The organism is Nonomuraea sp. NPDC050328 (genome assembly GCF_044459405.1).
Lineage (GTDB): Bacteria > Actinomycetota > Actinomycetes > Streptosporangiales > Streptosporangiaceae > Nonomuraea.
In genome coordinates, this window is the sequence record NZ_JBITIW010000006.1 from 207,394 (window position 1) to 229,178 (window position 21,785).

Below are 21,785 nucleotides of genomic sequence, written 5' to 3' on the forward strand. Positions count from 1 at the left end.
CGTGATGGCTTTCGACAAGGCTCTGCAGAGCTTCGAGCCCGTGCTGGGCCTGGAGACGCACGTCGAGCTGGGCACCGAGTCCAAGATGTTCTGCGGCTGCGCCACCGGTTTCGGCGAGCCGCCCAACACCCAGGTCTGCCCGACCTGCCTGGCCTTCCCCGGCGCGCTGCCGGTGGCCAACGAGGCGGCGATCGAGGCGACCATCCGCATCGGCCTGGCGCTGAACTGCTCCATCGCCGAGTGGTGCCGCTTCGCCCGGAAGAACTACTTCTATCCGGACATGCCGAAGAACTACCAGATCTCGCAGTACGACGAGCCACTGTGCTCCGACGGCTACCTCGACGTCGAGGTCGGCGGGCGGACCTTCCGCGTCGAGATCGAGCGCGTGCACCTGGAGGAGGACACCGGCAAGTCCACCCACGTGGGTGGCGCGACCGGCCGCATCCACGGCGCCGACTACTCCATCGTCGACTACAACCGCGCCGGCATCCCGCTGGTCGAGATCGTCACCAAGCCGATCACCGGCACCGGCGAGCTCGCCCCCGAGGTCGCCAAGGCCTACGGCATCGAACTGCGCGAGATCATGCGCTCGCTGGGCGTCTCCGACGTCCGCATGGACCAGGGCTCGATGCGCTTCGACGTCAACGTCTCGCTGAACAAGCCGGGCGAGCCGTGGGGCACCCGCACCGAGACCAAGAACGTCAACTCCTTCCGCTCGGTCGAGCGGTCGGTGCGCGGCGAGATCGAGCGCCAGGCCTACCTCCTGAGCGAGGGCGGCAAGATCACCCAGGAGACCCGCCACTTCCACGAGGACACCGGCACCACCACGCCCGGCCGTTCCAAGGAGGAGGCCCAGGACTACCGCTACTTCCCCGACCCCGACCTGGTGCCGATCGCGCCCGACGTGGCCTGGGTGGAGTCGCTGCGCGCCTCGCTGCCGGAGCTGCCGCGCGTCAAGCGCCTGCGGCTGCGGGAGGAGTGGGGCGTCTCCGAGCACGACATGGAGTCGATGACCAACGCCGGCGCGGTCGACCTCGTCGAGGCGACCATCGCCGCGGGCGCCCCGGCGGCCGACGCGCGCAAGTGGTGGATGGGCGAGCTGGCCCGGCGGGCCAACGAGTCCGGTACGGCTCTCGCCGACCTGGCCATCACGCCGGTCGACGTCGCCCGGGTCACCGAGCTGGTGGCCTCCGGCGCGCTCAACGACAAGCTGGCGCGGGCGGCCCTGGAGGGCATCCTCGCGGGCGAGGGCACGGCTGACGAGGTCGTGGCCAAGCGCGGGCTCCAGATCGCGGACGAGGGCGAGCTGGCGGGGATCATCGAGCAGGTGCTGGCGGACAACGCCGACGCGGCCGAGAAGGTCCGGTCGGGCAAGGTTGCTGCGGTGGGGGCTTTGGTGGGTGCCGTCATGAAGCTCAGCCGGGGTAAGGCGGATGCTGGGCGGGCACGGGAGCTCATCCTGGAGAAGCTCGGCGTCTCCTGAGCTAACTGCTCGGCCCTTCGCCGGGGTGCTCGCGCTCGCACCCCGGCTTCGGTCTGTGTCCATTGGGGGTGAGCCTGTCGGCCCACCCCCAAACCCCCGGGCGGGTGGCCTTGGCGGCCATCCGCGCTCCTCAGGGGTTGCCCTCCCGCACGCTTCTGACGGCGGAAGGCAGGTTTCTCACGCGCAGGCTCCCGGCGGCGGGTTGCTGCGCGCCGCGCTCCTGCGGCGAGTCTCGGTGTGCGGGTTTTCCTGCGGCGGGCCTTCTCCGGGTGGCGCGGCTGCGGGTCCGGCGTCGGCGGTGCCGTGGTGTGCGCACGGGTTCCGTGGTGTGGTGCGGGCCCGCCGCCGTGGAGACCTCCGGGTTGGCCGACCGTTCCCGGCGGCGAGGCGGCGGCGCTCGCGATCGGCCGAGGTAGGTGTTCCAGGTGGCCGGGGTCGGCGGGGCGGCGTGCGGTGGCGTCCCGACGATCCCGGCCATCCGGGGGAGGCACGGCTGCTGAGCAATCCCAGCCGCTGAGGGATCCCGGGCTCTGGCGGAGGCCGGGATCCCTGGGGGAGGGGTCAGCCGGCGGGGAGGGCGATGGCGCGGTCGAGGGCGGGCGGGGTGAGGGTGCCGGCCTTGCGCAGGTAGGTGCGGAAGGCCTCGTAGTCACGCTCGCCACGGATGGCGTCGGTGTACCCCGCGAAGGCCGTGTAGCCGTCGGCGCCGAGGAGGGTGTAGGCCAGGGCGGCCAGGCGGTAGGTCTTGGCGGGGTCGAGCGGCTGCCCGTTGATCAGCACGTTCTGCGCCAGCACCCGGTCACCCACGGCCTTGGACAGGTCGTAGGAGAAGCGCACGTTGCCCGAGACGGCCAGGGGAGCGAAGCGGACGGTGCCGTTGGCCTGGGTCTGCCACTGCTGCTCCAGGGCCTGCTCGATCTGGGCGCCGGTCACCGAGACGGTGAGGACGGGGTTGGCGTACCCCCAGGCGGCCCAGGCCTCGCCGAACAACACGGTCCCGTCGCTGTCGGCGGGGTTGGCGCCCTTGGCGTACAGCAGGTCTCCGCGCAGCGAGTTGGAGCCCTTGACCGGGGCGACCGCGACCATGGCGAGGTCGGCGCCGCCGCCGGTGGTCTGGCCGTCGGCGTAGGCGGCGTCGGCGACGGTGTTGCCGAGGGTGCTCTCGCCGTCGGCGTCACGGACACGGGTCAGGTCACCGGTGATCTTGGCGACCGGCCGGGCGTAGGTCTCCTTGGCCTTGGCGTTCCAGTAGTCGACCATGGTGACCATCTCGGGGTCAGGGGTCACGTCGCGGGTCACGGCGTGGTTGACCGAGACGATCGAGTCGCGGATGACGTCCTTCGTGCGGACGTCGATCTTGAGGTTCATCTCGTTGAGGAGCCGCCCGTGGTTGGAGGCCTCGACGACCGGGCGGGGGTTGCCCGCGGGGTCCGGGATGGAGCAGTTGAAGGCGGCGTGCCAGTGCCCGGTGATGATCGCGTCGATCTCGGGTGAGGCGTTCTTGGCGAAGTCGGCGACCGGGCCGGTGAGCGCGCTGTTGCAGCCGTTGAAGTCGGTGCCGGCGGCGCCGCCCTCGTGCAGGTTGACCACGATCGCCTTGACGCCGCGCCGGCTCAGCTCGGCGGCGTACTTGTTGGCCGTCTCGACCAGCGGCAGCTCGCCCAGCGAGGGCTGGTAGGAGGTGGAGCCGGTCACGGTGGTGGGCGTGGTCAGGTTGATGAAGCCCACCTTGACGTTGCCGAACCGCTTGATCAGGTAGGGCGCGAAGATCGGCTCGGTGGAGCCCTTCATGGTGATGTTGGCGGAGGAGGTGGTGAACTTCGCGCCACCGAACATCTGCCCGTCGGAGTCGAGGAAGCAGCTGTCCTCGCCCACGACGCCGAAGCACTCGCCCTTGCCGATGTGGTCGCGCAGGAACTCCAGCGAGCGGTCCAGCTCGTGGTTGCCGACGGCGTTGAAGCTCGTGCCGATCTTGTTCATGAACTCGATCGTGGGCTCGTCGGCGTGCTGGGAGACCTCGACCGGCCAGCCGCTGAAGGCGTCGCCGGTGGAGAAGGTGATCGTGTTCCGCTTGCCCTCCCGCAGCCGCTTCAGGTGGGTGGCGATGTACGGCGCGCCGCCCACGATCAGGGTGTTGCCCTGGGCGTCCTTGATGGTGCCGTCGTTCACGTTGTTCATCGGGGTGAGGTAGCCGTGGAAGTCGGTGTACGACAGCAGTTGCACGTCCACGGGCCGGGGCTTGGCGGCCGCCGGGGCGCCTCCGGCGGCGAGCGTCGCGAGGGCGACGCCCGCGGCCAGGGCATAGCGAAGCAGGGGGGAGCGCATGCAAAAACTCCTCAGAGGGGGTGATTGGGGGATAAATGAGGAGAAAAGACTGGCGGGCTAACCCTTCGATCCGGTGAACGCGATACCGGCGATCAACTGCCGTTGCATGACCACGAAGAGAACGATCACCGGCAGCGAGGCCACGATCGACCCGGCGAAGAGGATGGGGAAGTTGGTCAGGTACTGCCCGCGCAGCGAGGCCAGCCCGGCCGAGAGCGTCATCATCTCCGGGTCAGTGTTGACCACCAGCGGCCAGAGCAGGCTGCTCCACGACCACATGACGGTCAGCAGCCCGAGCGCCAGCAGGCCCGGCTTGACCAGCGGGAGCATGATGTACCAGTAGATCTGGATCGGATTGGCCCCGTCCAGCCGGGCCGCCTCGTCCAGTTCCTTGGGCAGGGAGAGGAAGAACTGCCGCAGCAGGAAGACGCCGAAGGCCCCGAAGATGCCCGGCGCGGCGAGCGCCTGGAGCGTGTTGAGCCAGCCGAGCCCCTGCATGATCTCGTACCGCGGCAGCAGGAACAGCTCGCCGGGCACCATCAGCACGGTCAGGAAGAGCGTGAAGATCAGGCCCCGCCCGGGGAACTCCAGCCGCGCGAAGGCGAAGGCCGCCAGCGAGCAGAGCAGGAGCTGCCCGGCGGTCACCGCGATGGTGACCACCACGGTGTTGAGGAACTGCCGGCCCAGCGGCACCGTCTGGAAGATGTCCACGAAGTTGTGCCACTGCCACGACGGCCAGAACTGCGGCGGCGTGCGCATCGACTCGGTCACCGTCTGCAGGGAGACGACGATCTGCCAGACGAACGGCGTGATCATGATGATCCCGCCGAACAGCAGGGCGAGGTGGACCGTCCACCGCCTACTCATAGTGGACCCACTTCTTCTGCAGCCGGAACTGGATGGCCGTCAGGACGAGGATGATCGCCAGCAGGACGACCGCGATGGCCGCCGCGTAGCCGCGGCTGTGCTCGACGAAGCCCTTCTGGTAGAAGAGGTAGACGATCGAGCGGGCGCCTGGCATGCCGGTTCCGCTATCGTCGATCATGAGGAAGATCAGGTCGAACACCTGGAACGCGTTGATCATCGTGATCACCACGACGAAGAAGGTGGTCGGCGTGAGCAGCGGCAGCGTGATGCGGAAGAACTGCCGCATCCGGCTCGCCCCGTCGATCTCGGCGGCCTCGTAGTAGTGCTTGGGGATGCCCTGCAACCCGGCCAGGAACAGCACGGCGTTGTACCCGACCGAGCACCAGATGCCGACCACGCCGATCGCGAAGATGACGACGTCGGGATCGGAGACCCAGTAGGGCCCCTCGATCCCGACCAGCGACAACGCGTAGTTGATCGGCCCGAAGTCGCCGTTGTACAGGTAGCGCCAGGTCAGGCCGATGGCCGCCGGCATGGTGACGACCGGCAGGAAGTAGAGCGTGCGGTAGAAGCCGAGCCCGCGCAGCTTCGGCACGTTGAGCAGCGCGGCGATCACGATGGACAGCGGCACGCCGGCCAGCACGATCAACGCGTAGACCAGGCTGTTGCGCAGCGCGCCGTGCATGTCCTCGTCGGCGAGCAGGTCGGCGAAGTTCGCCAGGCCCACCCACGTCTCGCCGCCGAACGGGCCGGTCTCGTTCAGGCTCAGGTAGAAGGTCTGGACGATCGGCCACAGGTAGAAGACGGCGAGGCCGAGGGCCATGGGCGCGACCAGCGCGTACCCCCAGAGCCACTCCCGTCGCGGCGGCCGGCGCCCGGTCGGGGCCGTCGCCTTGGCGGCGGCCCGTTCCGTGGTGAGAACCATCGTTATTCCTTGGCCAGGATCTCGTTCATCTGCGTGGCGATCTCCTTGGCCACGTCGGCGGTGGGCCGGGTGCCCGCCCAGGCCTCGGGCAGGAGCTTGTCCTGGACCGCGAGCCACTTGGCGGTGTTGATGCTCACCGGGAAGGGGACGCCGTTGGGCACGGAGGCGTCCACCATCTCCTTGAGGTGGTAGTCGGGGAAGCTCTTGTAGTAGGCGTCCCGCGCGCTGGGCAGGGCGGGCAGCGAGGCGCCACCGGACTCACTGAGGATCTTCAGCGCCTCCTCGGTGGCCAGGAAGCGGGCGAACTCGGCGCTCTGCTCCTGGTGCTTGCCCTTGGCCCACACCACGTTCGACAGGCCCATCATGACGGTGGCCGCCTTGGCCGGGCCCTTGGGCAGCGGTGCGATGTCGACCTTCTTGCCGGTCTCGGTGTTGGCCTTGTAGAGCGCGCCGAACCACGAGCCGCCGAAGGCCATGGCGTACTTGCCGCTCATGAACAGCGCGAGCAGGTCGCTGTCGCTCATCACCTGGGCCGACGGGCTGACCTTGTCCTTGGCGATCAGGTCGGTCCAGAACTCCAGGCCCTTGATGGTGTTGGGGTCGTCGTAGCCCGACTTCTTGCCGTCGGGGGAGATGACGTAGCCGCCGGCCTGGAAGATCGTGTTGTAGAAGCCGCCCTGGTCCCAGCGGTAGCTGAGGAAGCCGTACTGCTTCTTGTCCGGGATGGTGAGCTTCTGCGCGGCGGCGCGGAAGTCGTCCCAGGTCCAGTCGGCGGTCGGGTACTTCACGCCGGCCTGGTCGAACAGCTCCTTGTTGTACCAGAGGCCGGTGACGCTGAGGTCGCGCGGCGTGCCGTACAGCTTGCCCTCGTAGCGGTGGCTGTCGACGATCGGCTGCGGGAAGCCGGACAGGTCGATCTTGCTCTCGTCCACCGGCAGGATCACGCCGCTCTTGGCGTACAGGCGCAGGTTGAGCGGGTTCATCCAGAAGACGTCGGGCGCGGCGCCGCCGGTGACCGCGGTCTGGAGCTTGGTCCAGTACTGGTCCCACGGGGTCACTTCGAGCTTGACCTTGATGGTCGGGTTCTTCTTCTCGAAAGCCTCGATGATCTTCAGCGTGCCCGGCTGGTCGTTCTTGTCCCAGATGGCGTAGCTGATCTCGGCCTTCTCCGACGTGCCGCCGGAGGAGGCGCCGGAGTCGCCTCCGGAACCCGAACCGCAGGCGCTGAGCACCAGCGACAGCGCCAATATGCCGGTAATTCGGCGGTTAAGGCTCATGTGAGCCTCTCCTTTCGTGGGGGTGGGGGGTGTTACGACGATCTCCGCAGCAGCGCCGTCCAGCTCTCGAGCTCCGCGTCGACCTCGGCCCGGGTGCGGGGCCGGCCGGGTGCGTCCGGGCGCCGCTGCCAGGGCAGCGGGCCGTCCTGCGGCCGGAACTCCACGCCGAGGGCCCGCAACCTCTCCTCGTGTACGGCAAGCCGTACAAGGAAGTCCTCGTAGTCACGGCCGCCCGTCCAGACCGCCTCGGCGAAGGCGGCCAGCCGGGGGAAGGCCATGTAGTCGAGCAGCCGTGGCGAGTCGATGTGCTCGGTCCAGAGCGCCGCCTGGGCGCCCAGCACGCGGGCCCGTTCCTCGTCGTCCAGCCCGTCGGGCACCGGGTCGAAGTCGTGGACCGACCGCAACGAGGTGACGCTGCCGATGGGCACCGGCTCGTCGGGGGAGTCGGACTGGCGGAAGTCCAGGTAGGTCGCGGTGAAAGGGGACACGACGACGTCATGCCCGGCCCGCACCGCCAGCCGGGTGACCGGCTCGCCGCGCCAGGCCGCCACCGCGGTGCCCGGCGGGACGCCGCCTTCGAGCAACTCGTCCCAGCCGAGCGGGACGCGCCCGCGCTCGACGAGGTAGTCGGTGAAGTGCCGGACGAACCAGGTCTGCAGCTCCTCGGGGGTGGCCAGCTCCAGGTCGGCCATGCGTTGCTTGGCGTCCAGGCTCTCCACCCACTGCACCTTGCGCGCCTCGTCGCCGCCGACGCAGACGTAGCGGCTGGGGAACAGCTCCAGCACCTCGTCCAGGACGTCGAGGAAGAAGGCGATCGTGGCGTCGGAGACGTTGAGCACGTGGTCCTGGACGCCCCAGCGGGTGCCGACCTCCAGCGGCTCGGCCAGGTTGCCGAGCTCGGGGTAGGCGGCGATGGCCGCCTGGGTGTGGCCGGGCAGGTCGATCTCCGGCAGGACGGTGACGAAGCGGTCGGCCGCGTAGGCGACGATCTCGCGGATGTCCTCGCGGGTGTAGTAGCCGCCGTGCGGGCGGCCGTCGAAGCGCTCGTGCACGATGGAGCCGATGGGCGACTCGCGCCGCCAGCCGCCGACCTCGGTGAGCTTCGGGTACTTGGCGATCTCCAGGCGCCAGCCCTGGTCGTCGGTCAGGTGCAGGTGCAGCACGTTGAGCTTGTGCATGGCGAGCAGGTCGATGTAGCGCAGCAGGTCGTTCTTCGGCAGGAAGTGCCGGGCCACGTCGATCAGGCAGCCGCGCCAACCGTAGCGCGGGCGGTCGGAGACGGTGAGGGCGGGGAGGGTCCAGGTCTGCTCGGCGATGCGGCTGGCGCGGAAGGCGGCCGGGTCGAGCAACTGGCGCAGGGTCTGCGCGCCGTAGAAGCCGCCGGCCGGGTCGCTCGCCTCGACCAGCACCCGCTCCGGGGTGATCGTCAGGCGGTACTCCTCGGGGCCGAGGCCGGTGACCTGCCGGATCTCGACGCCCTCCGGCCCCTCGGGCAGCGGGAGGCCGGTGGCGGGGGTGAGCGTCTCGCGCAACCACGCGGCGGCCCGCGCCAGCGCCGGATCGGCGGTCAGCGGGGTGTCCGGGGTGAGCGCGAACCGCCCGTCGCCCGCCTCCACCTCGGCCGGGCAGGGAACCGTGGTCATGGGGCGGTCACCGTCCGGGTCTCGCGGGCCCGCTCGGCGGCCCAGACCACCAGGTGTCCGGCCAGCGCGTCGGCCGCGGTCGCGCCGAGCCGTTCCTGCTCGCCCGAGGTCACCGCGTCGAGGAAGGCCCGGATCAGCCCGGTGTCGCCGCCGCCGTGCCCGTCGGCCAGTGAGGCCCCCGCGCCGGTGGCGGTGTCGATGATCTGCTCGGTGGCGGTGGCGAAGTCGACCACCCGCAGCATCCGGCCGTCACCCTCGGCGAAGCCGTGCGAGCCGAAGACGCGCGTCTTGCGGTGCTCGAGCGGGGTGAAGGCGGTCATCGTGAACGAGGCGGTCGCGCCGCCGGCGAACTCCAGCATGACGACCTGCTGGTCGACGACGTCGTTGTCGCACAGGTAGGCGCACCGCCCGTAGGGGCCGTTCTCCAGGGCGTGCAGCACGCCCTCGGTGGTGGCGTCGGTGGTGACCGGGCCGAGCGGCCAGAACTCGCGCTTGGGGTCGCCGAGGCAGCTCAGGTACAGCCGCTTGGCCGAGTAGGGGCAGGTGGGCTCGACGGCGCAGCTCGTGCAGCGCTCGCCGGCGCCCTCCGGGTGGTTCTCCTTGCGGAAGTGGGTGAGCGAGCCGAAGGAGGCGACCCCGGTGGGGACGTCGTCCATGACGTACAGCAGCCAGTCGAGGTCGTGGCAGGACTTGGTGAGCAGCATCGGGCCGGACTCGGCGCTGTTGCGCCAGGCGCCGCGGACGAAGGAGTGCGCCTGGTGCCACCAGCCGACCGGCTCCAGGTGCTGGATGCTGGACAGGGTGCCCAGCCGGCCGCCGGCGATCAGTTCCTTGAGCGCCTTGGTGTAGGCGGTGTAACGCAGCACGTGGCAGACGGCGAAGATCACCCCGGCCCGCTCGGCCGCCTCGGCGATCCGGCGGGCCTCCGGCTCGGTCGGCGCCATCGGCTTCTCCAGCAGGATGGCGTAGCCGAGGCCGGCGAAGGCCACCGCGGGCTCGACGTGCATCCGGTCCTGGGTGGCGATCACCACGGCGTCGGCCAGCTTGGGCTGGGCGGCGAGCTCCGTCCAGTCGGCGAAGCAGGCCTCCTCCGGGATGCCGTACTCGGCGGCCAGCAGTCCCCGTCTGGCCGGGTCCGGGTCGGCCACGGCCACGACCTGCCCCCGGCCGTCGGCGACGGCCTCCCGGGCGTAGATCTGGCCGCGCGAGCCCGCGCCCACGATCGCCAACGTCACACTCATTCGCTCACTCCCCGATACTTATTATGGAGACCATGATTAGTCCCCCTCCCGATGTCAGGTCAAGGGCTTGAAGACGCTGGCTTTCCATGCATGCATGGGGCCATAATGAGGAGTCCAGCAATAGTGGGGAGGGGTTCGTGCAGGTCAGCGGTGGCGACCTTCAACGGTTGCGCCAGCTCAACTCGCTCGGCAGCATCCGGGCGCTGCGCGAGGCGGACGGACCGCTCACCCTCACCGAGCTGGCCACCAGGACCGGGCTGTCCCGTCCCTCGATCGGCGACGTGATCACCGATCTGCAGGAACGCGGCTGGATCGCGGAGGTCGAACCGGCGGCGGGCGGCATGGGCCGGCCCGCCAAGCGCTACCGCTTCCGCGCCGACGCCGGGCACGTGCTCGGTCTCGACATAGGGGTCAACAAGGTCCTGGCCCTGGTCACCGATCTCGCCGGCCGTACCGTCGCCAGCGGGCGCACGGCGGTCAGCCGGGGCACCACCCGCCAGGAGCGGCTCGACGCGGTGAACCGGGCGATCGACGCGGCGCTGGTCGCCTCCGGCCTGACCCCCGACCGGGTGTGGAGCGTCTCCGCCGGCACCACCGGCGTGGTCGACCGCCAGGGGCGCGTCACCCGGGTCTGGGAGCTGCCCGACTGGGTCGGCGTCGACCTCGCGGGCTATCTGGGGCAGCACCTGCCCTGCCCGATCACCATCCAGAACGACAGCAAGCTCGCCGCCCTCGCCGAGCAGCGGCTGGGCGTGGCCGCGGGCGTGCACGACCTGGTCTACCTGCATGTGGGCCGCCGGCCCGGCGCCGCGCTCATGATCAACGGCATGCTGTACCACGGCTTCAGCGGCGCCACCGGCGAGATCGGGCTGATGGAGCTGACCGGCTGGACCACCATGGCCGGGGAACTGGAGAGCTGCCCGGTGGCCGAGGGGGTGCCGCCCTCGGCGGCGGCCGGGACGGTGTTCGCCGCCGCCCGCACCGGCGACCCCGAGGCGCTGGCGGCGGTGCGCCGCTATGCCGGTCACCTGGCGGTCGGCACCGCCGCGATGATCATGACGCTCGACCCCGAGCTCGTGGTCCTGGGCGGCGGGTTCTCGCGCTCGGCGGACGTGTTGCTGCCCGCGCTGCGCAGCGCACTCGAACCGCACTGCCTGCGGGTGCCCGAGATCCGGCCCTCGTCACTGGGGGAGGAGTGCGTGGCGCTCGGGGCGGCCTGCCAGGCGCTGGAGCAGGTCGAGCGGCACTACTTCTCCCCCGAGGGCTCCCTCGCGCGGCCGGTGGCCCCGGTCCGCTGAGGAAGCTCTTTACCGGCCGAAGAAGTCGCCGAAGTCCACGGTGTCCTCGCCGTCGGAGGGCGGCGACTGGTCGCGCTCGGGCTGGCGCGGCGCGCACCCGGTGCTGCAGCCGCCGAAACGCTGCAGATCGGGCGGGGTGAACGAGGTCGCAGGGGTGCCCGCGAGTGCGCCCAGCATCGACTGCTTCCAGATCGGCCCCGAGATCGTGGCGCCCTGCACGTACCCGTAGGGCCGCCCGCCGATGGTCACCCCGATCAGGTCGTGCGAGAACGCGCCGCGCGGGTCGCCCAGGCTCACCGCGGCGGCCAGGTCGGGGGTGTACCCGGCGAACCAGGCCGCGGTGTAGTTGTCGGTGGTGCCGGTCTTGCCCGCCGCGTCCCGGCCGAGGCCGCCGACGCCGCTCATCGTGCCCTTGGTGAACACCCCGGACAGGATGTCGTTGACCGCGTCGGCCACCTCCGGCTCGATGTTCTGCCGGCAGGAGGGCCGGTTCTTGACCACCTTGCCGCTGCGGTCGTCGCGGATCTCCAGGATCGCCATCGGCCGGCAGTACCGGCCGCGCGCGCCGAGCGCGGCGTAGGCGGCGGCCACGGTGACCGGGTCCATCTCGTCCGCGCCGAGGGTGAAGGTCTCGAACTGCCTGACCGGCTTGCCGTCCGCGCGCTTGATGCCGAGCTTCTCGGCGACCTTGACCGTCTGGCAGAGGCCGACCTTCTCCTCCAGCGCCAGGAAGAAGGTGTTGACCGAGCTCCAGGTGCCGGTCTGCAGGGTCTTGAAGCCGCCGCCGCCCTCGCTGGAGTTGCGCACCGGGTGGGAGGGGTCGCCGACCGCGTTGCCCTTGCAGTCGCGGAAGGCCGAGGCGCTGGGCGCGTGGTAGGCCGCGCCGGTGGTGTTGCCGTCGCCGAAGCGCATGCCCTGCTCCAGGGCCGCGATCAGGGTGAAGACCTTGAAGGTGGAGCCGGCCTGGAAGCCCGCGCCGCCGCCGTGCCGGCTGTCGCCGACCAGGTTGTAGCCGATCTCGTTCTTGGCCGCGTCGGAGCCGAACGGCCGGCTGGCGGCCATCGCGGTGATCGCGCCGGTGCCGGGCACGACCATGGCCTCGGCGGCCACCGGCTTGTCCTTCCTGGAGACGTACTGGCGGATCGCCCGGTCGGCGGCCTGCTGCATCTTGGGGTCGAGCGTGGTCTTCACGGTGAGGCCGCCGCTGGTGAAGGCGCGCTCGCCGAGCTTGGGGTCGTTGAGGATCTCGTGCCGGACGTAGAGGCAGAAATAGGGGTAGCGGCTCTGCTCGCAGCCCTGGGTGTAGGTCTTGCCCAGGTAGCCGAGCGGCCGCTTCTTGGCCGCGGCCGCGGCGGCCGGGGTGATCTTGCCCAGCTCGGCCATCCGGTCGAGGACGGTGTTGCGCCGCTCCAGCAGCCGGGCGCGCGCCTGCTTGCCGCGGCTCGGGTCGGTCACCCCCGGGCTCTGTACGGCTCCCGCCAGCGTGGCCGCCTCGGCGAGGTCGAGGTCGGCGGCGTTCTTGGCGAAGAAGCGCCGCGCCGCGGCCTGCACCCCGTAGGCCCCGGCCCCGTAGTAGGCGATGTTGAGGTACTTCTCCAGGATCTGCGGCTTGGTGTAGGTCTGCTCGACGTACAGCGCGTAGCGCAGTTCCTTGAGCTTGCGCCCGACGGTCGTCTCGATGGCCGCCTTCAGCTCGGCGTCGGTCTTGGCGCTGTTGACCAGCACCTGCTTGACGTACTGCTGGGTGATCGTGGAGCCGCCCTGGTCGACGCCGCCCTTGGCGACGTTCTTGGCCAGCGCGCGCATGGTGCCTTCGAGGTCGATGGCGCCGTGCTCGTAGAAGCGGTAGTCCTCGATGGCGACGATCGCGGTCTTCATCTCCTCGGCGACCTGGTCGAGGCCGACGGAGGTGCGGTTCTGGTCGAAGAACTGGGCGAACTGCTTGCCGTCCTTGTCCAGCAGGGTGATCTTCTCGGCGAGCGGGGGTTCCACCAGCTTCACCGGGCGCAGGTCGAGGTCTTCCAGGGCCGCCTTGACGATCACGCCGCCGCCGCCCACCGTGGGCAGGGCCAGGGCGGCGACCAGCACGCCGCCGGTCAGCGCCGCGGTCGCCAGTTTGGCCAGTGCGCCTCGCGCAGAGTCATCCCGTTTGCCCCAAGTCCCCATGTAACAAACGTAGCGTTCCTTCACAACTACCCCAGACACGCCGAGGCCCCGCCGGTGGACAGGGCCGGCGGGGCCGTGACGTCGCGTTCCTCCCGAGAACCTCTCCCGTGATGCCCGCAGGAGGAGGGCCTACTCCTGCTGTGACGAGGTCGTGACCGCATCGCCGCTCCGCCGTGCCCACAGCCGGCGGATCAGCGGCATGAGCAGCGCCAGCAGGGACAACGCCAGCAGCGTGACCGCCACCGGGCTCTTCACCAGCACGCTCACGTCGCCCGCGCCGATGGCCAGCGCGCGGCGGAGCTGGATCTCGGCCATCGGCCCGAGGATCATGCCGATCACCGCGGGCGCGACCGGCAGGCCGAAGCGCCGCATCGCGAAACCGAGCAGGCCGAGCAGGAACAACACCACCAGATCGACCACCGAGCCGTTGAGCGCGTAGACGCCCAGCGCGGCGAAGACCACGATGCCGGCGTAGAGGTAGGGACGCGGGACGTGCAGCACCTTGGCCCACATCGGCGCCAGCGGCAGGTTCAGCACCAGGAGCATCGCGTTGCCGATGAACAGCGAGGCGATCATGCCCCACACCAGTGCCGGGTTGTGGTCGAAGAGCTGTGGGCCGGGTTGCAGGCCGTACTGCTGGAAGGCGGCCAGCAGGATCGCGGCGGTGGCCGAGGTGGGCAGGCCCAGCGTCAGCAGCGGGACCAGGGTGCCCGCGGCCGAGGCGTTGTTGGCCGCCTCCGGACCGGCCACGCCCTCGATGGCGCCCTTCCCGAACTCGTCGGAGCGGGCCAGCCGCTTCTCCGTGGCGTACGACAGGAAGGTCGGGATCTCCGCGCCGCCGCCCGGCAGGGCGCCGAACGGGAAGCCCAGGGCGGTGCCGCGCAGCCACGGCTTCCAGGACCGCGCCCAGTCGCTGCGGCCGAGGAAGGCCCGGCCGACCGGGATGATGTCCGGCGGCGTGTGCCGCATCCGGGAGGCGACGTAGAGCGCCTCGCCCAGGGCGAAGAGGCCGACCGCGACGACGACCACCTCGATGCCGCCGAGCAATTGCGGCAGGCCGAAGGTGAGCCGGGCCTGGCCGGTCTGCTCGTCGATGCCGACCAGGCCGATCACCAGCCCGAACCCGAGCGAGGCCAGCCCGCGCACGACACTACGCGACATCACCGACGACACCGCGGTGAAGGCGAGGACGGCCAGCGCGAAGTAGTCCTCCGCGCCGAAGGAGATGGCGAAGTCCACCACCAGCGGCGCGGCCACCACGAGCAGCGCGGTGGCGATGGTGCCCGCCACGAACGAGCCGATCGCCGCGGTGCCCAGCGCCTGGGCGGCCCGGCCGCGGCGGGCCATCTTGTTGCCCTCCAGCGCGGTGATCATGCTGGAGGACTCGCCGGGCGTGTTGAGCAGGATCGAGGTCGTCGAGCCGCCGTACATGCCGCCGTAGTAAATGCCGGCGAACATGATGAAGGCGCTGGCCGGCTCCACGGTGAAGGTGATCGGCAGCAGCAGCGCGACGGTCATCGCCGGGCCGATGCCGGGCAGCACCCCGACCAGGGTGCCGAGGGTGACGCCCAGCAGGGCGTAGAGCAGGTTCTGCGGGGTGAGGGCGGCGGCGAAGCCGTCCATCAGGAGCTGGAACGATTCCATGTCAGAAGGGGCCTCCGGGAAGGGTCACGCCGAGGCCCTTGACGAAGACCAGGTAGGTGGTGACGCCGAGGACCACGCCGATCAGCGCGGCTCGCAGCTTGTGCTCGGCGCCCAGCGCGACGGCGAGGGCGAAGAAGAGCAGCGAGGCGGCGATCATCCAGCCGGCCAGCGGCAGGATCGCGACGAAGGCCAGGAAGATGCCGCTGACCAGCAGCACGCTGCGCCAGTCTGCCGGGGCCCCGGCGTCGACGTCCTCGGTCTCCTCCGGGTCGCCGTGGCCGCCGCGCAGCACGTCGGCGACGTAGAACACGCCGATCAGCACCATCGCGCCGCCGACCAGCAGCGGGAAGAAGCGCGGGCCCAGGCCGAGCGCCGAGGCCGAGGCGGTGACGTCGAGCGTGCCGAGGATCACCAGCACCCCGAGGCCGAGCACGACGAGGGCGAGGACCAGTTCGGGCCGCGCCCACCAGCGGGTGCGGCCGGCGGGAGGCTCCCGCCGGCCGGCCGACGGAACGCTCATCAGGAGACGAGCCCCATCTCGGCGATGACGCCCTTGATCCGGGTCTGCTCGGCGGTCAGGAACTGGGCGAACGGCTCGCCCGCCTGGAAGGCGTCGATCCAGCCGTTCTTGGCCACCGCGTCCTTCCACGCCTTCGAGTCGTGCATCTTGGTCACCAGGTCGATCAAGGCCTTCTTGTCCGCGTCGGACAGCCCGCCGGGGGCGACCATGCCGCGCCAGTTGGCCAGCACGACGTCGAGGCCGCCCTCCTTGACGGTGGGCGCGTCCAGGTTCGGGAGCCGCTCGGGCGAGGTGACGCCGAGCGCGCGCAGCTTGCCGGACTTGACGTGCTCGGCGAACTCGCCGACGCCCGAGATGCCGATGCTCACCTTGTTGCCGAGCAGCGCGTTCAGCGCCTCGCCGCCGCCGGAGTGGGCGATGTAGTTGACCTGCTTGGGGTCGACGCCGGCCGCCTTGGCCATGAGGCCGGCCGCGATGTGGTCGGTGCCGCCGGCCGAACCGCCCGCGACCGACACCTTGGCCGGATCGGCCTTCCAAGCCGCCGCCAGGTCGGCCATCGTCTTCAGCGGCGACTCGGCGGGCACGACGACGATCTCGTACTCCTCGGTCAGCTTCGCGATCGGCGTGGTCTCGGCGAGGGTCACCTTCGACTTGTTCTGCTCGATGGCGCCCACCATCACCAGGCCCATCGTCATGAGCATGTTGCCGTTGCCCTTCTCGCCGGCGAGCTGAGCCAGGCCGATGGTGCCGCCGGCGCCGTTGACGTTGAACACCTCGACCTTGCGGTCGGGCGCCACCGACTTGATGGCCTGCTCCGCCGTACGGGAGGTCTGGTCCCAGCCACCGCCCGGCGCGGCGGGCGCCATGATGCGCAGGGAGCCGCCGCCGGAGGCGCCGGTCCCGGCGGTGCCGCCGCAGGCGGTCAGGGCCAGGGCGGCCGCGGCCGCGGCCGCGGCCATCTTCGTGATGCGCATTGCTCTCTCCACAGGAAACTCACGGGGGTGTGCAAGCGATGGTGAGATGCGACCGCCCTGACGTCGATGCTTAACCTGTTTGAGGTCGTATTGGTCGTAGTGTTCACGGCGTGAGGCTCGGAACCCAGCTCTACGTGCTGCAGACGGTGATCGTGCTGCTCGCGACGGCCGGGACGGCGGGAGTGTGGGCCCGTGACACCCGCGACCGGCTCGACCAGCACTACCTGCAGCGCGCCCTCGGCATCGCGCAGGCGGTCGCCGGGATGCCCGAGGTCAGAGCGGCCTTCGACGACGCCCGCCCCGAGCTGTCGCTGCAGCCGCTGGCGATGGGCGTGCAGCAGGCGACGCAGGCCGACTACGTGGTGATCGCCAACCGCGACCAGATCCGCTACGCCCACCCCAACCGCGAGCTGATCGGCCGGCGGCTCTCGACCGACGGCGCGCCCGTGCTCAGCACCGGGGAGAGCTGGACCGGCATCGAGACCGGCACCATCGGCCGGACGCTGCGCGGCAAGGCGCCGATCTTCGACCTGGAGGGCAATGTCATCGGCATGACCTCGGTCGGCGTGCTCGAACGCAAGGTCGCCGGCGAGTTCGACACGCTGCTGATGCCGCTGCTCTACACCGGGGTCGCGGTGCTGCTGGCCGGTTCGGCCGCGGCGGCGCTGATCGCGGCGCGGGTGCGCCGCCAGACCTTCGGCCTGGAGCCCAAGGAGATCGCCGCGCTGCTGGAGCAACGCGAGGGCGTGCTGCACGGCGTGAAGGAGGGCGTGCTCGCGCTCGACCTGGCCGGGCGGGTGACGCTGGTCAACGACGCCGCCCGCGAGCTGCTCGGCGAGGTCGCCGCGGGCCAGACCCTGGACGTGCTGCCGGTCTCGGAGCGGCTGCGCGACGTGCTCGGCGGCGCCGACCCGGGCGAGGACCGCATCGTGCTCCACCGCGACCGGGTGCTCGTGCTCAACCGCACGCCGGTGGCCGTCCGCGAGCACCACCGCGGCTGGGTGGTCACCCTGCGCGACCGCACCGAGCTGGTACGGCTGTCGCGGGAGCTGGCCGAGGCGGGCAGCACGGCCGAGGCGCTGCGCGCGCAGGCGCACGAGTTCGCCAACCGCATGCACACCGTCGTCGGCCTGCTGGAGCTGGGCGAGCACGACGCGGCGATCGGCTACATCACCAGCTCCACGCTGAGCCCCTACGCCGTGGGCATCCGCGAGCGGGTGGGCGACCCGACGCTCGCCGCGCTCCTGCTGGCCAAGTCCGCCGAGGCGGCCGAGCGCGGCGCGACCCTCGTGCTGGCGGCCGACACCGACGTGGCCGGCGCGCTGCCCGACCCGCACGACGCGGTGCTGGTGGTCGGCAACCTGGTGGCCAACGCGATCGACGCGCTCGACGGCGCGGGAGGCACCATCGAGGTCTCGGTCCGCCTGGAGAACGGCGGCCTGCACGTCCGGGTGCGCGACACCGGCCCGGGCATCACCCCCGAGCTGGTCGAGGAGGTCTTCCGCGAGGGCTTCACCACCAAGGCGGCCCGGTCGGGCCCGCGCGGCCTGGGCCTGGCACTGACCAGGCAGGCGTGCCTGCGCCGCGGCGGCTGGGTGAAGGTGCGCAACGAGGGTGGCGCGGTGTTCACCGCCCTGCTGCCATGATCAAGGTCCTCGTCGTGGACGACGACTTCATGGTGGCCCGCATCCACAGCGGCTACGTGGCGCGCGTGCCCGGGTTCCAGGTCGTGGCCACCGTGCACAGCGGGGCCGAGGCGCTGCGCGCGGTCGCCGAGCACCGGCCCGACCTGGTGCTGCTCGACATCTACCTGCCCGACCGCTCCGGCCTGGAGGTGCTGCAGGAACTCCAGCACGTGGACGTGTTGATGATCAGCGCCGCCCGCGATGTGCCGACCGTGCGCGCGGCGATCCGCGGCGGGGCGATCAACTACCTGATCAAGCCGTTCTCCGCCGCCGCGCTGGCCGAGCGGCTGGAGCAGTACGCCGAGGCCCGGCGCCAGCTCGAAGGCTTCGGACCCGAGGTGCGCCAGGACGAGGTGGACCGGCTCTTCGGCGCCGGACCGCGCGCCCACCTGCCCAAGGGCCTGTCCTCGGCCACCTGCGCGCTGGTCGCCGAGGCGCTGCGCGCGGCGGGCGGCGACCTGTCGGCCGCCGAGGCCGCGGAGGCCACCGGCCTGTCGCGGGTCAGCGCCCGCCGCTACCTCGAATACCTGTGCGCGGCCGGTCGCGCGGAGCTCCGTCCCCGCTACGGTACGGCAGGCCGCCCCGAGCACCGATATCGATGGATCAGTGTGTAGATCCCATGACATTTCCGCGTTTGCGTGCCTTACTGTTACGGGAGAGTGACTGAGGCAACAGACACGCGGGAGGAGACTGGGGCGTGCGCAACGCCGGACCGATCGAGTCTTCGACCGACCCGTTCAGCGCGGTGCCGTTACCCGAGGCTGCGCCCCTGCGGCGCCCCCGCATCGAAGGCCTGCCCCCGGGCGTGCTGCCCGACCTCAGCCCCGAGATGGAAGCCCAGGTCAGGCTGCCCGCCGTGGCCCAGCCGCCGCAGCCGTGGCCGCTGGCGATGGAACAGGTCAAGGAACCCCCGCCCCCGCCCGCTCCGGTCTTCGGCCTGGTGCCCCAGCGCGAGAGCTCGGCCCGGCGCCCCGCCGCGCCCCCACCCGCCTCCCGAGCCGGCCGCCGGCTGCTCAAGATCGTGCTCGGCCTCGCCCTGCTGCTGGCGACCGCCTACCTGGTGCCCGCCATCATCATGGCCGGCACCATCCTGCCGGGCACCCGTGTGTCCGGCATCGACATCGGCGGCCTGACCGTCACCGACGCGGCCGACAAGGTGCTCACCGAGCTCAGGTCCACCGTCGAGCGCCCGATCCTGATCGAGATCGACGGCCGGCAGAAACCCCTGCCGCCGGAGGCCGCCGGAGTCACCCTCGACGTCGTCGCGACCATCAACCAGGCGCCCAGCGGCTTCCCCAGCCCGGCCCAGGTCTGGCGCGGCCTCACCGGCGTCACCGAGCTCCAGCCGCGCATCTCCATCGACGGCTCCCAGCTCGCCCGCAGCATCGAGAGCCTGGCCCAGTCGGTCGACCGCCAGCAGCGCGAGGGCGAGGTCGCCTTCCGCGGCCTGACCCCGGTGGCCACCCTGCCCAGGGAAGGCGTGCTCCTCGACCGCGAGGAGAGCGCCCGGCTGATCCGCGAGGCCCTGATCGCCGACCGCGGCACCGTGGTCCTGCCGGTCAAGCTCGCCCGCCCCACCACCAGCGCCAACGAGGTACGGCAGGCCACCGAGCTGGCCCGCAGAGCGGTCGCCGCCCCCATCGTCCTGACGCACGCCGGCCGCCAGGCCGTGCTGACCCCCGAGGTGCTGGCCGCCCGGCTCACCTTCGGCCCCGACGGCAAGGGCGACCTGGCCCCGAGGTTCGAGACCCGCGGCGCGGCGATCGACCTGGCGGAGTCCACCCTCATCACCGCCGCCCAGGCCCCCCGCGACGCGGGCTACGACGTGGTCGGCAGCCGCCTGGTGCCGGTGCGCGCCCGGGTGGGCCGCGGCCTCGACCGCACCAAGCTCGCCGCCGACGTGGCCAGGGTGGTCAGCCGCGGCGGCCCCCGCACGATCGAGGTGTCGCTGGCCACCGCCCGCCCGCGGGTCACCGACGAGATGCTCGCCGGGCTCGGCATCGAGACCCAGGTGGGGTCGTCGACCATCCCGTTCGACTGCTGCGCCGCCCGCGTCACCAACATCCGCCGGATGGCCGAACAGCTCGACGGCTACCTGGTCAAGCCCGGCGAGACCTTCTCCCTCAAGGAGGTCGTCGGCGAGCCGACCCCGGCGGCCGGGTACGTGCCCGCGCCGCAGTACGTCGAGGGCAGGGTCACCACGATCATGGGCGGCGGCGGCTCGCAGGTCGCCACCACCATGCTCAACGCCGCCTACCGCGCTGGCTTCGAGATCGTCGAGCAGCACCCCTTCGACATCTACATGAAGCCCTACCCGCGCGGCCTCGACACCATGTTCCGCCACCCCGGCCTCGACCTGCGCTGGCGCAACGACTCCGAGCACGGCGTCCTGATCAAGACCGCGTCGACGCCCACCTCGGTCACGGTCACCCTGTACAGCACCAAGCGCTACGACCAGGTCGAGGTCATCGTCTCCGACGAACGGGACGTGATCGCCTTCCCGATCGAGACCAGCACCTCGCCCGGCTGCACGCCGCTGGACGGCGTGCCCGGCTTCACCGTGGACGTCACCCGCGTCTTCCGCGACGACGGGCGCGAGGTGCGCCGGGACCGGAAGCTGACCACCCAGTACCGGCCCCGGCCCCAGGTGGTCTGCACCGTCATGGGCCGGGGCTGATCGTCACGATCCGGTCGTCGCCCGGCTTGGGATCGCCGCGGCCGTCGTGGTTGCTGGTGCCGACCCACAGCTCGCCGCCGGGGGAGAGCGCCACCGCGCGGAGCCTGCCGTACTCGTCCTCCAGGTGGGCGACCGGCTTGCCTGCCGTACCGTCGGCGGCCAGGGGGACCTGCCACAGGCGGGTGCCGCGCAGGGCGGCCACCCACAGCGAGCCGTTGGCGAAGGCCATCCCGGAGGGGGAGGCCTCGCTGGTGCTCCAGGTGAGGATCGGGTCGGTGTAGCGTTTGTCGCCCGCCGGGTCCTTGCCCTCGACGTCGGGCCAGCCGTAGTTGAGGCCAGGCTTGATCAGGTTGATCTCGTCGAAGGTCGACGCCCCGAACTCCGAGGCGTACAGCCGGCCCTGGTCGTCCCAGGCCAGGCCCTGCACGTTGCGGTGGCCGTAGCTGTAGACGAGGCTGTCGAACGGGTTGCCGGGCGCGGGCTTGCCCTCGGCGGTCATCCGGAGGATCTTGCCGGCCAGCGAGTCGCGATCCTGGGCCAGCGGGCGGTCGCCGACCTCGCCGGTGGTGGCGTACAGGAAGCCGTCGGGGCCGAAGGCCAGCCGGCCGCCGTTGTGGATGCCGCCCTTCGGGATGCCCTCGACGATCACCTGCGCCTCGCTCAGCCCGCTGTCGCCCAGGCGGTAGCGGACGATGCGGTTGTCCTGCTCGGCGGTGTAGTAGAGGTAGACGTGCGGCGCCTTGACCGCGACGCCCATCAGGCCGCCCTCGCCGTCCGGCCGCACTTCCGCGATCTCGGCGAGTTCGGTGGCCTTGCCGCCGGTCACCCGCAGCAGCCGCCCGGTGTCGCGCTCGGTGACCAGGGCGCCGCCGTCGTCGAGGAAGGCGATCGCCCACGGCACCTCGAGACCGGTCACGACGTCGGCGCGCGTGCCCGACGGCGGCGGCGAGGCGGTGACCTGCGCGGTAGGCGTGACACCGCCGCCGGCCGGGGCCGAGCAGCCCGCGGCGAGCAGGACGGAGATGATCCAGAGTCGCTTCATGACACCCATACTTGTCCC

At 71.2% G+C, this 21,785-nt stretch carries 16 protein-coding genes; 5 read left to right on the plus strand and 11 right to left on the minus strand.

Annotation, left to right across the window (positions count from 1 at the left end):
- Positions 1-4: 4 nt before the first annotated feature.
- Positions 5-1,483 carry an Asp-tRNA(Asn)/Glu-tRNA(Gln) amidotransferase subunit GatB gene (gene gatB, locus ACIBG7_RS23640; protein WP_397337773.1) on the plus strand — a complete coding sequence of 493 codons (1,479 nt, stop codon included), beginning with the start codon at positions 5-7 and terminating at the stop codon, positions 1,481-1,483.
- 561 nt (positions 1,484-2,044) lie between these two features.
- Here gatB and ACIBG7_RS23645 read toward each other — a convergent pair.
- The 6 genes from ACIBG7_RS23645 to ACIBG7_RS23670 are packed head-to-tail and all read right to left on the minus strand — an operon-like array spanning position 2,045 to position 9,761.
- A complete protein-coding gene (locus ACIBG7_RS23645) occupies positions 2,045-3,808 on the minus strand; it encodes a bifunctional metallophosphatase/5'-nucleotidase (protein WP_397337604.1) in 1,764 nt (587 codons plus the stop codon).
- Positions 3,809-3,865: 57 nt separating this feature from the next.
- On the minus strand, positions 3,866-4,675 hold the full coding sequence (locus tag ACIBG7_RS23650) for a carbohydrate ABC transporter permease (RefSeq protein ID WP_357926472.1): 810 nt from the start codon (positions 4,673-4,675) through the stop codon (positions 3,866-3,868).
- Positions 4,668-5,600: a sugar ABC transporter permease gene (locus ACIBG7_RS23655; protein WP_357926469.1), complete on the minus strand. Its 933-nt coding sequence runs from the start codon at positions 5,598-5,600 to the stop codon at positions 4,668-4,670. Before ACIBG7_RS23655 ends, ACIBG7_RS23650 begins: the two co-directional genes overlap by 8 nt.
- A gap of 2 nt (positions 5,601-5,602) precedes the next feature.
- Positions 5,603-6,877 (minus strand): ABC transporter substrate-binding protein, encoded by a 1,275-nt coding sequence (locus tag ACIBG7_RS23660; RefSeq protein ID WP_397337605.1) that lies wholly within the window; start codon positions 6,875-6,877, stop codon positions 5,603-5,605.
- 32 nt (positions 6,878-6,909) lie between these two features.
- Positions 6,910-8,520, minus strand: a complete 1,611-nt coding sequence (locus tag ACIBG7_RS23665) for a beta-N-acetylhexosaminidase (protein WP_397337606.1) — start codon at positions 8,518-8,520, stop codon at positions 6,910-6,912.
- Complete coding sequence (locus ACIBG7_RS23670) at positions 8,517-9,761, minus strand: Gfo/Idh/MocA family protein (protein ID WP_397337607.1); 1,245 nt, start codon at positions 9,759-9,761, stop codon at positions 8,517-8,519. The genes ACIBG7_RS23665 and ACIBG7_RS23670 overlap by 4 nt, the downstream gene beginning before the upstream one ends.
- Positions 9,762-9,898: 137 nt before the next feature.
- Between ACIBG7_RS23670 and ACIBG7_RS23675 the strand changes: the two genes are divergently transcribed.
- Positions 9,899-11,059 carry an ROK family protein gene (locus tag ACIBG7_RS23675; RefSeq protein WP_357926459.1) on the plus strand — a complete coding sequence of 387 codons (1,161 nt, stop codon included), beginning with the start codon at positions 9,899-9,901 and terminating at the stop codon, positions 11,057-11,059.
- 9 nt (positions 11,060-11,068) lie between these two features.
- Here ACIBG7_RS23675 and ACIBG7_RS23680 read toward each other — a convergent pair whose 3' ends face one another.
- The 4 genes from ACIBG7_RS23680 to ACIBG7_RS23695 all read right to left on the minus strand — a co-directional run bounded on the left by ACIBG7_RS23680 (position 11,069) and on the right by ACIBG7_RS23695 (position 16,363).
- On the minus strand, positions 11,069-13,225 hold the full coding sequence (locus ACIBG7_RS23680) for a transglycosylase domain-containing protein (RefSeq protein WP_397337608.1): 2,157 nt from the start codon (positions 13,223-13,225) through the stop codon (positions 11,069-11,071).
- Between the two features lie 129 nt (positions 13,226-13,354).
- Positions 13,355-14,869, minus strand: coding sequence for a tripartite tricarboxylate transporter permease (locus ACIBG7_RS23685; RefSeq protein WP_397337609.1), 1,515 nt, complete (start codon positions 14,867-14,869; stop codon positions 13,355-13,357).
- A 1-nt stretch (position 14,870) separates the two neighbouring features.
- On the minus strand, positions 14,871-15,389 hold the full coding sequence (locus ACIBG7_RS23690; protein ID WP_397337610.1) for a tripartite tricarboxylate transporter TctB family protein: 519 nt from the start codon (positions 15,387-15,389) through the stop codon (positions 14,871-14,873).
- The gene (locus ACIBG7_RS23695; RefSeq protein WP_397337611.1) at positions 15,389-16,363 is read right to left on the minus strand and encodes a tripartite tricarboxylate transporter substrate binding protein; all 975 of its coding nucleotides are present in this window, start codon (positions 16,361-16,363) and stop codon (positions 15,389-15,391) included. The genes ACIBG7_RS23690 and ACIBG7_RS23695 overlap by 1 nt, the downstream gene beginning before the upstream one ends.
- A gap of 110 nt (positions 16,364-16,473) precedes the next feature.
- Between ACIBG7_RS23695 and ACIBG7_RS23700 the strand changes: the two genes are divergently transcribed.
- The 3 genes from ACIBG7_RS23700 (at position 16,474) to ACIBG7_RS23710 (ending at position 20,725) form a co-directional block, all read left to right on the plus strand.
- Positions 16,474-18,009, plus strand: coding sequence for a sensor histidine kinase (locus tag ACIBG7_RS23700; RefSeq protein WP_357926446.1), 1,536 nt, complete (start codon positions 16,474-16,476; stop codon positions 18,007-18,009).
- Positions 18,006-18,662 carry a response regulator gene (locus tag ACIBG7_RS23705; RefSeq protein WP_357926443.1) on the plus strand — a complete coding sequence of 219 codons (657 nt, stop codon included), beginning with the start codon at positions 18,006-18,008 and terminating at the stop codon, positions 18,660-18,662. The genes ACIBG7_RS23700 and ACIBG7_RS23705 overlap by 4 nt, the downstream gene beginning before the upstream one ends.
- 83 nt (positions 18,663-18,745) lie before the next feature.
- Complete coding sequence (locus tag ACIBG7_RS23710) at positions 18,746-20,725, plus strand: VanW family protein (RefSeq protein WP_397337612.1); 1,980 nt, start codon at positions 18,746-18,748, stop codon at positions 20,723-20,725.
- On the opposite strand, the gene ACIBG7_RS23715 is transcribed toward ACIBG7_RS23710, so the two are convergent.
- Complete coding sequence (locus ACIBG7_RS23715; protein WP_397337613.1) at positions 20,709-21,767, minus strand: PQQ-dependent sugar dehydrogenase; 1,059 nt, start codon at positions 21,765-21,767, stop codon at positions 20,709-20,711. The genes ACIBG7_RS23710 and ACIBG7_RS23715 overlap by 17 nt on opposite strands.
- Between the last annotated feature and the right edge of the window lie 18 nt (positions 21,768-21,785).

Bases quoted from the DNA above. Each gene is read 5' to 3' on its own strand.
- ACIBG7_RS23660 (WP_397337605.1), bottom strand. From the start codon at position 6,877: ATGAGCCTTAACCGCCGAATTACCGGCATATTGGCGCTGTCGCTGGTG.
- ACIBG7_RS23705 (WP_357926443.1), top strand. From the start codon at position 18,006: ATGATCAAGGTCCTCGTCGTGGACGACGACTTCATGGTGGCCCGCATC.
- ACIBG7_RS23680 (WP_397337608.1), bottom strand. From the start codon at position 13,225: ATGGGGACTTGGGGCAAACGGGATGACTCTGCGCGAGGCGCACTGGCC.
- ACIBG7_RS23685 (WP_397337609.1), bottom strand. From the start codon at position 14,869: ATGGAATCGTTCCAGCTCCTGATGGACGGCTTCGCCGCCGCCCTCACC.
- ACIBG7_RS23650 (WP_357926472.1), bottom strand. From the start codon at position 4,675: ATGAGTAGGCGGTGGACGGTCCACCTCGCCCTGCTGTTCGGCGGGATC.
- ACIBG7_RS23715 (WP_397337613.1), bottom strand. From the start codon at position 21,767: ATGAAGCGACTCTGGATCATCTCCGTCCTGCTCGCCGCGGGCTGCTCG.
- ACIBG7_RS23665 (WP_397337606.1), bottom strand. From the start codon at position 8,520: ATGACCACGGTTCCCTGCCCGGCCGAGGTGGAGGCGGGCGACGGGCGG.
- ACIBG7_RS23695 (WP_397337611.1), bottom strand. From the start codon at position 16,363: ATGCGCATCACGAAGATGGCCGCGGCCGCGGCCGCGGCCGCCCTGGCC.
- ACIBG7_RS23655 (WP_357926469.1), bottom strand. From the start codon at position 5,600: ATGGTTCTCACCACGGAACGGGCCGCCGCCAAGGCGACGGCCCCGACC.
- ACIBG7_RS23670 (WP_397337607.1), bottom strand. From the start codon at position 9,761: ATGAGTGTGACGTTGGCGATCGTGGGCGCGGGCTCGCGCGGCCAGATC.
- ACIBG7_RS23645 (WP_397337604.1), bottom strand. From the start codon at position 3,808: ATGCGCTCCCCCCTGCTTCGCTATGCCCTGGCCGCGGGCGTCGCCCTC.
- gatB (WP_397337773.1), top strand. From the start codon at position 5: ATGGCTTTCGACAAGGCTCTGCAGAGCTTCGAGCCCGTGCTGGGCCTG.
- ACIBG7_RS23690 (WP_397337610.1), bottom strand. From the start codon at position 15,389: ATGAGCGTTCCGTCGGCCGGCCGGCGGGAGCCTCCCGCCGGCCGCACC.